9 protein-coding genes are annotated in these 10,930 nt (G+C 67.7%); 6 read left to right on the forward strand and 3 right to left on the reverse strand.

Annotated elements, in window-relative coordinates; genetic code table 11:
* Window positions 1-128 precede the first annotated feature (128 nt).
* From JGR78_RS17625 to JGR78_RS17645, 5 genes are read left to right on the forward strand one after another with little or no spacing between them, the layout of a single operon-like run.
* Entirely contained in the window at window positions 129-1,160 is a 1,032-nt protein-coding gene (locus tag JGR78_RS17625; protein ID WP_200559562.1) for a glycosyltransferase family 2 protein, read from the forward strand.
* The gene (locus JGR78_RS17630; protein WP_200559563.1) at window positions 1,157-2,401 is read left to right on the forward strand and encodes a polysaccharide biosynthesis/export family protein; all 1,245 of its coding nucleotides are present in this window, start codon (window positions 1,157-1,159) and stop codon (window positions 2,399-2,401) included. The genes JGR78_RS17625 and JGR78_RS17630 overlap by 4 nt, the downstream gene beginning before the upstream one ends.
* Entirely contained in the window at window positions 2,398-3,459 is a 1,062-nt protein-coding gene (locus JGR78_RS17635) for a hypothetical protein (protein WP_200559565.1), read from the forward strand. The genes JGR78_RS17630 and JGR78_RS17635 overlap by 4 nt, the downstream gene beginning before the upstream one ends.
* Window positions 3,456-4,256, forward strand: coding sequence for a glycosyltransferase (locus tag JGR78_RS17640; protein ID WP_200559567.1), 801 nt, complete (start codon window positions 3,456-3,458; stop codon window positions 4,254-4,256). The genes JGR78_RS17635 and JGR78_RS17640 overlap by 4 nt, the downstream gene beginning before the upstream one ends.
* Window positions 4,247-5,641: an O-antigen ligase gene (locus JGR78_RS17645; RefSeq protein ID WP_200559569.1), complete on the forward strand. Its 1,395-nt coding sequence runs from the start codon at window positions 4,247-4,249 to the stop codon at window positions 5,639-5,641. The genes JGR78_RS17640 and JGR78_RS17645 overlap by 10 nt, the downstream gene beginning before the upstream one ends.
* A gap of 11 nt (window positions 5,642-5,652) precedes the next feature.
* Here the strand turns inward: JGR78_RS17645 and JGR78_RS17650 are convergent, their stop codons facing one another.
* Together JGR78_RS17650 and JGR78_RS17655 are read right to left on the reverse strand one after the other, a co-directional pair.
* Window positions 5,653-6,702, reverse strand: a complete 1,050-nt coding sequence (locus tag JGR78_RS17650; protein ID WP_200559571.1) for a hypothetical protein — start codon at window positions 6,700-6,702, stop codon at window positions 5,653-5,655.
* Between the two features lie 6 nt (window positions 6,703-6,708).
* A complete protein-coding gene (locus tag JGR78_RS17655) occupies window positions 6,709-8,094 on the reverse strand; it encodes an oligosaccharide flippase family protein (RefSeq protein ID WP_200559573.1) in 1,386 nt (461 codons plus the stop codon).
* A 310-nt stretch (window positions 8,095-8,404) separates the two neighbouring features.
* Here JGR78_RS17655 and JGR78_RS17660 point away from each other — a divergent pair, with 310 nt between their 5' ends.
* Window positions 8,405-9,448 (forward strand): cellulase family glycosylhydrolase, encoded by a 1,044-nt coding sequence (locus tag JGR78_RS17660; RefSeq protein ID WP_200559575.1) that lies wholly within the window; start codon window positions 8,405-8,407, stop codon window positions 9,446-9,448.
* A gap of 137 nt (window positions 9,449-9,585) precedes the next feature.
* Here the strand turns inward: JGR78_RS17660 and JGR78_RS17665 are convergent, their stop codons facing one another.
* A complete protein-coding gene (locus JGR78_RS17665) occupies window positions 9,586-10,635 on the reverse strand; it encodes a replication initiation protein (protein WP_182793046.1) in 1,050 nt (349 codons plus the stop codon).
* Between the last annotated feature and the right edge of the window lie 295 nt (window positions 10,636-10,930).

Raw genomic sequence — 10,930 nt, forward strand, 5'->3', positions numbered from 1 at the left:
GGAATTGCCGAAATACGGAGGTTGCGCCCGTCCCGTTGTTCCTGTCAGAAGACCTCGCATCCGCCCGGGCTGGACGGGCAAGCTGATCTATTGTGCATGGATCAACTGCTGATTGAGGTTTTGTTTCGATGTCGGGCGAGTTTCACCTTTCGGTTGTAATTCCCAACCGCAACCGGGCGCATTCCCTTGCCCGCGCGGTCCTGTCGGTGCGCGATGACGACGCCGGGGCTGAAATCATTGTCGTCGACGACTGCTCGGACGAGGACCTGTCCGCCGAATACGCCCGGCTACAGGCCATGGGCGTGCGGGTGCTGCGGCAGGACAGCCGCCGGCGCGGCGGGGCGGCGCGGAACCGCGGCGTGCGCGAGGCCGGGGGCACCCATGTCAGCTTTCTCGACTCGGACGATGTCTGGCTGCCGGGCCGCCACGACCACATCCGCCGCTTCTATGCCGCGCCCGGCCGGGACCGGACGGTTCTGGTCAGCGGCGCCCTGCTGCATATCGACGGCGACATCCGCAGGCCGCACCAGCCGGACTGGCGGCCGGGCCGCTCGCTGGTCGAATACTGCTACCGCGACGGCGGCCGGGTGCAAACCTCGATGCTGAGCCTGCCCGCCGGCATCGCCCGCGCCCATCCCTTTGACGAGGATCTGCGGGTGAACCAGGACACCGACCTTGCCATGCGGATGGACCGGGCCGGGATCGCCTTTCACATCGACCCCGAGCCGGGCGTCATCAAGGAGGAATCCCCCCGCCCCGACCGGCTGACCACCGGGGCCGAGACGGCGGACCTGTCCTTTGCCTGGTACCGGCGCGAGTCGGGCGACTGGTCGCCCGCCGCCCGCAGCGGCTATTTCCTGCAGGACCGGGTCTGGCGGCTGGCTGATTCCGGCCGCCGCCCCGCCGCCTTCGCGGCGCTGGCCCGCAGCCTCGTGCCCCCCGTCTCGCCGCGCGAAACCGCCCGCCGGGCACTGAGCATGATCGCGGGCGAAGGGCTTTACAGCCGGCTGCGCGCGGGCTGGCGGCAGCGGGCGCCGGCACCGGTCGACCCCGGCCTGATCGCGGCGGGCGAAAGGTGGCGCGAGTTCGACGCCCGCGCCCGCGCCTTCTGTGCCACGGCGCGGGACGCTGCCGCAGGGCAGCCGGGGACCATCCGATGACCCGCCTCATCTGGCCGCTTCTTCTGCTGCTGGCGGCGGTCGCGCCCGCGCAGGCGCAGCAGCATGTGATCGCCTCGGGCGAAACACTTGAAATCTCGGTCTTCCGGGTGCCCGAACTGACGCGCGAGGCCGTCGTGGACATCGACGGCCAGATCGCCTTTCCGCCCTTGGGGCGGATCGCGGTCGCCGGGAAGACCACCGAGGATGTCACAGCGCTTCTTCAGGAACGCTTGTCAGGGTTGGAGATCATGCTGGACGCGCAGGTGACGGTGGGGCTTGCCGCCGTGCGCCCCGTGGTGATCGGCGGCGATGTCGCCCAGCCCGGCGCGATCCCCTTTGAACGGGGGATGACCGTGCGCCGCGCCATCGCCATGGCGGGGGGGCTGGGGGCGCTGCGTCCCTCGCTGGGGGCCGCGGCTGAATTGCGCGCCGAAGGCGATGCCATCGCCGCCGAGCTTCTGGCCCAGCACGCGACGCTGGCCCGCGCCCGCGCCGAACTGGACGGCGCCGGGCAGATCGCCGCCGCCGACCTGCCCCGGCTTGCCGGCAACGAGGACGAGGCCGTCCTTGCGCTTGCCAACCGCCTTCTGGCGGCGGCCAATGCCGAAAGCGAGGCGGAAAAGGCCTTCTACACCCGCGACATTTCCATGATCGACACCCGCGTCGCCCGGCTGAAGGAACAGATCGAGTATCAGCGGGCGCTGGTCGAGCAGCAGATCGAGGAAGTCACCCGCTACACCGACATGCAAAGCCGTGGGCTGACCCCGCAGACCCGCGTGTCCGAGGAATACCGCACCCTCAACGAACTGCGCGGCAATCTTTCCGAAGTCGAGGCCTCGATCGCCGATGTCGAGCGCCAGCGCGAAAGCGTCGCCCATGAGCTTGACCGCCACGACGCCCGCCGCACCGCCGCGCTGGAAGCCGAGGCGCAGGAGGCCCTGACCGCCATCGCCGCGCTGAACGCCCGCATGAACGGCGTCGCGGGCCAGCTTTCCCAGCTTGGCGCCGGCGGCTTCGACGCCGTCGAGGTGACGCTGTATCGCGTGGCCGACGGTCAGGAAACAGCGGCCGAGGCCAGCGAGGACACCGTCCTGCAGCCGGGCGACCTGATCGAGGTCGACCTGCCCGACAGCTTCTTCGGGCTGCCGCCTTCCGCCGGTGCCTTGTCGGCCGAACCCGCCTCGGTCCCGCGGCGTTCCGGCCAGCTCTCGACCCTGGCCCAGCAAAGGCCCACGCCATGAACCACGCCAGCCTTCCCCCCGACCCCCAAACCGGGCAGCAGGCCGGACATCACGGGGCCGAGGCAGTGCCGCAGCCCGCCGCCTCGTTCACCCTGGGCGAGGTCTTCGCCGCGATCCGGCGCAGCCCGCTGCTGGTGCTGCTGTTCACCGCGATCGGCGGCGGCGGCGCCTTCATGGCCGCAAAGGCGATGCCCGACAGCTATTCGGCCACGGCCAAGCTGATCTCGGACGCCGACCGCGCCGGCATCATCCAGCGGACCGAGCCGGGCACCCAGGTCACCGCCGAGGATGCCGCCACCGCGACCATCGTGGAAACCATCGACACCCCCGTGTCGCTGGCCTATGCGCTGGACGCGCTGACGCCCCAGCAGCAGTCGGAACTGATCGTCACCGCCGAGTTCCCGCCCGACGAGCCGATGACCGAGGCGCAGCAACGGGCGCAACTGCTGCGGCACATGTCGCGCAGCCTCGACGTGACCCACAGCGGCCGGTCCTATGTGGTCAACATCACCTACAACTCGGAAAGTCCCGAGCTTTCGGCCACCATCGCCAATGCGGTGGCGCAGGGCTACCTGAAATCCCGGTCGGACCTGCGGCTGGACGTCTACCAGCAGATGCTGGTGAACCTCGACCGCGAGCTGGACACCCTGACCCGCGACCTCGCGGAAGCCGAGCGACGCGCCCAGACCACCCGCGAACGCGGCCGCCTGATGCAGTTGCGCTTTGAGACCCTGACCGGCCAGCGCCAGACCGAGGCCATCGAGGCCAGCGCCGAGGTCTATGCCCAGCAGCGCGAAGCCGAGCGCGAGGTCCAGGCCACCGCCGCCGTCTATGAACAGCTTCTGCTGGAATACCGCCGGATTCAAAGCCGGATCGGCGCGCCGGAACTGACCGTGCAGCTTTTCGCCCCCGCCGTGGTCCCGCTGACCCCGGCCGGGTTCAACGCCAAGCCGATCATCCTGGCGCTGGGGCTGGTGGCGGGCTTCCTTGCCGGATCGTCGCTGGCCATCCTGCGAAGCGCCTGGCAGCGCCGGCGCCTTGCGCGGAGGGACCAATGACCGAAGCAAGACCCGATCTCTGCGTGCTGATCCCGGTCTTCAAGGACCAATCCGGGCTGATCGAGACGCTGGAGGTGCTGGGCCGCGAGTCCCATCCCTTCGACATCGTGGTGGTGGACGACGGCTCGCCCCAGCCCGTCACCTGCGCCGAGAGCTACGGCCCCCATGCCGTGACCCTGATGCGGCTGGACCGCAACCGGGGGATCGAACACGCCCTGAACGCCGGGCTGGAGGCGATCCTTGCGCGCGGCTATCCGCATATTGCCCGGCTGGATTGCGGCGACCTGCCCCTGCCCGGCCGGTTCGCGCGGCAGGAGGACTTCCTGAAGGCCAACCCCCGCGTCGGCATGGTCGGCACATGGGCGCGCTGCGTCGATGACGACGGCAACTACATGTTCACGCTGCGCTTCCCGGTGGACCATGACGAGATGCTGCGCAAGCAGCGCTACGTCCCTGCCCTTCTGCATCCCACGATCATGATCCGGGCCGAGGCGCTGCGCGACATCGGGCTTTATTCCGACCGCTACAAGACCGCCGAGGATTACGACCTGTTCGTCCGCATGGGCCGCAACTGGCGTCTGGCCAACATCCCGGAGGTGCTGACGCAATACACCATCAGCGCCACGGGCACGACCGCGGCCAGGCGCAAGCGCAACCTCGTGGCGCGCTTCCGGGTGCAGCGGGACAATTTCTCGGCCCGCGATCCCCATGCCTGGGCCGGGATGGCGCGGACGCTGCTGTTCATGGCCATCCCCTTCGGCTGGCTGAACGCGGTCAAGAAGAAGGCGTGGAAGTGACGGCCAGCGCCTCGGCTGCCACGCGCGAGGGGCTGCAGGCCGCGCCGCTGATCGTGCTTCTGGTGGTGGCGACGGTCTTCAACGACCTGATGCCGCTGCTGCCGGCGGGCGAGCTGTCCAAGGACGGCTTCATCTATGTCCTGCCGCTGGCGCTGCTTTACTTCGTGATGCAGCCGGGACGGATCGCCATCCCCTCGGCCTTCTTCCTTGTGACCGTGGCCTTCCTTGTGGTCGTGGTGGCGGGGGTCGCGATCAATTTCCCGGAAATCTCGACCGTCTGGTACAAGGGACGCTCGGGGATGAGCCGGGTCATCACCCAGGGCATGGCCGTCGCGCTGGGGCCGCTGGTCACGCTGATGTTCTTCAACTTCGCGGCCCGCGGCCCCGAGGGGCTGGCCGCGATCTCGCGCGGGGCCTGGGTCGCGCTGATGGTGATGGCGGGCATCGCGGTGATCGAGGTCGCCTCGTGGTACGGCATCCCCGGCCCGACCCAGATCTATGGGGCGCTGTCGCTGGTCATCCATGCCGAGACCCACGAATACTATCCCGACCGGCTGCGGATGACCGCCTTTGAATCGTCATGGGCGGCGGTGATGCTGACCTTCATCTTCCCTTTCGCCATCACCCGCGGCAGCGGGCGGCGGGTGGCGCTGGTGCTGGCCATCGTGGCGGTGATGATGGTGCTGCTGCAGTCGCGCACCGCGATGCTGGTGATCGGCGTCCAGTTCATGCTGTTCCTGCTGGGCTTCCTGCGCCACCGCAAGGACTGGCTGCTGCATGGCGCCTCGGCCGCGGCGGTCGGGCTGCTGGTGATGATGCTGATTCCGGGCGTGCAGAACGCGGTCATGGAACGGGGCAGCAACCTGATCCGCTATGGCAGCATGGACGGGCTGATCGACCCGACGCCGGGCGCGACCGAGAACGTGTCCAACGTCACCCGCCTGGCCGCCATCCGCGCCGGCCTGTCGATGTTCGAGGAACGCCCGGTCCTGGGGGTTGGCCTCGGGCAATACGGCTTCAACTATCCCTACCACATCCGGGCCGAGGACCTGCGAAGCTGGGAGGTCCGCAGCTATGCCACCGCCGCCGACGTGGGGCTGACTTGGCCGCCCGCCTATTCGCTGCACGTCCGCCTGCTGGCTGAAACCGGGCTGCTGGGCTACCTGCTGTGGCTTGCGATGATCCTGCCGCTGCTGCTGCGCTCGCTCTTGCGGGCCTCGGGGGCGAGCTACACGGGCCGGCTGCATCTGGCAGTGGCGATGACGCTCAGCGGCTGGCTGATGCTGGGGGCCAGCATCGACAGCTTCCGCTTTTTCGGGGGCTGGATCGCCCTGGGGGTCGGGCTGGCGCTGTGGCGCTCGCCCGCGCGCTCTTCGGCGGCGTAAGGACCGCCCGGTCAGGGGATCAGCCGGAACCGCCGCAGCCAGCGCATGGCCTTTGTCTCATTGTGAAGCTGGCGCAGCCCGCGCATGGCCATGTGAACCGTCCGCCGCCGCGTGGGCGCCCACGGAATCCGGCCGGTTCCATGCGGAACCTCGCGCCAGACTCCCGCCGAAGGGGGCATGGCATCCGAAAGCCGCACAAGGGCGTCGAGCCATGCGCTGGAAATATGCGCAGCCGCGACGTGCCCGCGTTCCGGCACGGTTTCGGGATTGTCGACATAGGGGTTTGTGTTGATCTCGAAGATCTGCGGACGGCCGTTGACCAGCGCGTAATCGGCGCGGCCATACTGGATGCCCGTCGCCTCGAAGGCCGCGCGCAGGACGGGTTCGTCCTCGTTGACCTGCAGGAATGCCATCTCGCGCTCGGCCGCGGGCACGATGCTGAGATCGGTGAATTCGCCCTTGCAGATCCAGTCCCGGCTCTGGTCCAGCGCCGAGGGGAACAGCCGGTCGCCGACACGAGTGTAGGACCGTTTTTCATGCAGTCCCAGTTCGTTGCGGGCATCGATATATTCGGTGACGACGAAACGGTCTCCCTGGCGGTCGTCGAGGTCGAGAGCGGCCACGGCGGCGCGCAGGGCCTCGGGCGTGCGCAGAAGCCCGGACCTCGGTCCTTCGTGATCGTCCAAGCGGCGCAGGAAGACGGGGTAGCGGAAGGATTCCGGCGGGGTCCGCAGCGGCATCATGCGGAAGTCGTTTATCCCGGCCTCGTGCAGGCGGCGCATGATGTCCAGCCTGTTGCCGATGCGGTCGGGCAGGTTCAGCATCGCGCAGTCGGGGCAGGCGCGGCGCAGCGCGTCGATCCGGTTCAGGACGGCCGGAAGTTCGTCTTCGTCCAAGCGTTCGTGGTCGGCGAAGATATAGGCCGAAACCGGCAGGCGCGGCAGTCCGGTGAATTCCTCGTAGCTCAGGATGACAATACGGCCGTGCAGGGGGTGGTCGCGGGTTTCGAGCACGTCACGGACGGTGTACTGGTGCTCGGCTGTAGCTACAAAGGTGATCATGTCAACTCACGATTTCCGGTTGCGAAGCAGAGAGATGAAGTCCTGGGCACATGGGCGGCATGTCACCAGAAGAGCGATCGGATAGGCCGCCGCTCCGGCCAGGATGATGACGGCCAGGGTCGGCACCGAAGGCTCCGGGACGCCGTTTCGAAAGCACAATGCGGCAATCGCGGCCCCCATGGCAAGCGCCGCCAGCCACACCCGCCCGATACGGCCTGACGCCGGGGCCACGTTTCCCCGTCCAAGGCGGAGGGCGAAGAACAGGACGGCGGCGATGGTTGCCAGCTCATAGACCAGGAAGGCGATCGCGGGGGCATTGCGACCCCCGGCACCGACCGTGATCGCAAATCCCGCGACCATGCAGGCCAGCGCGAAGATGCCGCCGATCAACCCGTATTCCGGGCGGCCCAAGGCCGAATAGGCGGAATCGTAGAACTGGAAGGGCAGCGACAGCGCCACCGCGAGGCACAGGATCTGCGACAGCGGCACCGCCTGGTCCCAGCCCGGTCCCACCAGCAGCGGCAGCAGCACCGGGGCGACCATCGCCAGCCCGACAAAGGCCGGGACCGCGACCATGGCAACGCCCGCGACGATCTCTCCGGCCGTGCGGACCAGACGGGGCGGGTCAAGCTGCAGCCGGACCAGCACCGAGAACGCAAGATTGTGCCCCACCCCCATCAATGCCATCCGCAACGGATCAACGATCCTCAGCGCGATGTTGAGCTGGCCCAGGGTGGCGCTGCCGAAGACTGCGTTGACCATGAAGGCCAGCACCGCCGGCACCGCGGAACCGACGCCGACATCGGCGAGGCTCAGCCAGGATAAGCGGAAGAGTTCCCGGAACCGCTGCGGATGCCAGCGCACGAGCGTCCGCATTGCCTGCCCGCGATGCCACAGGAAACCCGCCGCAAGCAGCGGATACAGCACGTTCGGCAGCAGCCGCTGCAGCAGGAGCGACCAGACCCCCCAGCCCGCCAGCGCCGCCAGCACCGCGACCAGCGAGGCGATCACCGTGCCGGCGGCCTGGCAGAACGAGATCTCGACAAAGCGGCGGCTGCGCCGGGCCACCGCCCGCGCCACCGCCCCCGGCCCCTGCCCCGCCAGCAGCAGGGCCGAAACGACCAGATACAGGGCAAATCCGGGTGCGGCCGCCCAATGCTCGATGAGCGGGCCCAGCAGCAGCGACAGCAGCACCGCGGCCCCTGTCAGCACCATCGAGACGAAAAGCGCGGTTTCCAGATGCGCGGACCGCACCTGGCGCCGCTGGCTGAGGGACTCCTCGAAGGGCAGGCCGATAAAGGCGCCCATGATCGTGGCCACGGCCAGGACCAGCGTTGCCACGCCGAATTCCGCGGGCGGCAGGATGCGGGCCACCACAACCGTGCTGGCCATCTGGGCAGACAGCCTCAGAACAGCATCTGCTGCGGAACTTCCGATCCAGATCCTGAACATTCATGTCCTGCACTCGGCCCGTTTCCGCTGCCTAATCCGCAGGTGCCCAATAAACAAGCACGGTTAACGCCAACATCGCCGATCACGAATGATCTGGCCGCGTTGTGTCGGAATTGCAATATGCCGTAGGGTCCTGTCCGTGAGAAAAATGGAATTCCCCATGCCCGGAACGATCCCTGCCCCCTGCCGCCCGTCATTTGCCCTTTCCGACCCCACCTGCGGCGGAATGCCACGAGCATTGCGGCGCGGAATGATCGGGGGAATTGCCGCGATCCTGCTGCAATTCGGATTCGCAGGCGGGGCGGCGGTGCAGGCGTCCTCGATCCCCGATGATGCCGTGGGCCTTGCCGTGGGCCTTGACGCCCTGCGCTGGCAGGACAGCCTCGACCTGCGGGCCGAATTCGCGGATTACGCCGCCATGGGCGTGCGCTGGCTGCGGACCGACCTGAACTGGGCCAGCATCCAGCGCGACGGCCCCGACAGCTTCGACTGGAGCGAGATGGACCGCATCGTCGATCTTGCCGCATCCTTCGGCATCGGGGTGCTGCCCGTTGCCGGCTCGACCCCCGAATGGGCCTGGGCGAACCCCGAGGACCATTCGCCCCCCGGCGACCCGCAGGCCTTCGGCCGCTTTCTCGAGGCGGCGGTCCGCCGCTATGAACCGCGCGGCATCGACACCTGGGAAATCTGGAACGAGCCGAACCTGGACGGGCCCTTCCCCCCCCGCCCCGACCCGGTGGCCTTTGCCGCGATCCTCAAGGCGGCGCATGCGGCCATCCGCGCCGCCGACCCGGATGCGACGGTCATCCTCGGCGGCCTTGCCGCCGCGACCTCGACCGACCGTTCGGGGCGGGCCATCGCCGCCGTGGAGTTCCTGCAGCGCGTCTACGACGAGGGCGCGGGGGGCAGCTTCGACGCCCTGGGCTTTCACCCCTATACCGGCGCCAGCCTGCCCGATCTTCGGGGCTGGCGGAATTCCTGGGCACTGATGGCCGGGCCGATCCGTGATCTGATGGCGGCGCATGGCGACGCAGAGAAGAAGATCTGGATCACCGAATACGGGGCACCCACGAACGAGGCCGAGGGCGGCGCGCCGGAATCCCGGCAAGCCGAGCAGTTGGCTGCCAGCGTGGACCTGGCCCGCGTCACGCCATGGCTCGGCCCGGTGTTCTGGTACAGCTACCGCGACCTCGGGACCGATCCGAAGGACCGCGAGGACTGGTTCGGACTGATGGCTGCTGATGGGCGCGTCAAGCCGGCGCGAGAGGTTCTGGAAAGCATAGACAACAAGTGAAAACAACGGCTTGTCAGTATTTCTCCGATTGAGGACATGGACCTTTTTACCGACGCGTCCGGCAGGGCATCATCCGTGATATGCAGGCGCTGCTGGCACCAGCGCCCTGCCCGACGCAGAAATTGCCAGTTGGCAATTCAGATCGGATTGCCCTCGGCATAGCGGCGGAAGAAGGCCAGGAAGGCGCGGTCAGGGTCCTGCGGAGGCTCTTTTCCCTGGGCCCAGGCCCGCCATTCGCCTTCGACGAAATAGATGTCATATCCCGGATGACGCAGGCGTGCCGTCTCGTAGGTTTCCGTCAGCAGCGGGGCGCCGCGGCTCTCGAGCCAGGCGGGGCGCGGGCGCAGGCTCGTGATCCCCTGCCCCGCCGGCAATGGCGGAACGGGGGCAACGGCCTTCCTGGAGGTTTCCTCGGCCTTGGCGCGGCGGCCCACCTTTGAAAACTGCAGCGCCCGGTCGGCGGCGCCCGAGGCATCGCCGTCCTTGCGCCACCAGCGCAGTTCCACATGCGTGACCGCCCTGCCCGTCTTGACCGGCAGGATCTCGACCATGAAATCCGACAGCGCGTTCACCTCGCCCACCGCCGGGTCGATGGCGCGCAGCTTGAGGTTCGACCAGGATGACAGCTTTCCCTTCGGCACGCCGATGATGCCGCGGAAGTTGTCCAGCGCGAAGCGTTCCGATGCCTTCCAGCGCAGGTTGCCGCGCTTCTGCACCATCTCGTAAAGGGTCAGGGCGTATTTCGAGGACAGCGCGAACATCACCTCGCGCTGCAGCCGGGCAAAGACCTGACTGTTGCGGATGATCTTCCGCAGCCGCGCGGGGATCTCGTATTCCAGCAGCCCGTCAGGGCGCCGGCTTTCAAGGTTGCCGCCCAGCAACTGCACCCGCTCGATCGCGGGTTCACCATCCCAGACCACCGCGACCCTGACGATCGCCGACATCAGCCGTTCAAGGCTTTCGCCCACGCGGTCGTTCGAGTTGTGGCTGCCCCGCAGCGCTGCCTTGGCAATGACATGGGTCACTGGCTTGTCGATGGCGTCCCAGGCGTTTTCCAGAAGCTGGTTGTAGATGCGCCGGTCGTTCAGCGTCAGCGGCGTCACCTCGACCAGATCAACCAGCTCACCGGGCTTGATGAGGCTGTCGGCATTGGGCCGCGCCTCTACCGTGCGAATCGCTGTTGCCATGGCCCCGCCTCGTCCAAGTCTTACCTCGTTACCGCCGCTCTGGTAAGTCTTCAACCGGGCAGCATGCGTTGCACCCGAAAAGTAAGCAACAGCTTGACAAGGGGAACAAAGGTGATTCGCAGAAGGCTGTATTCCTTGGGAAAAAGCGGGCGGTTGCCGCAGGTTGCCGGGGACACCCGTAAAGTAAGCGATATCGTCGTCCCGGAAGGTAAGACCTCCCATCCCGATTGGTAAGGAGAAGGCACCCGAAAGGTAGCGCAAGCCATCCCAAGATGTAGGAATATGGACTTTTTAT

This window comes from Paracoccus sp. MC1862, assembly GCF_016617715.1.
Lineage (GTDB): Bacteria > Pseudomonadota > Alphaproteobacteria > Rhodobacterales > Rhodobacteraceae > Paracoccus.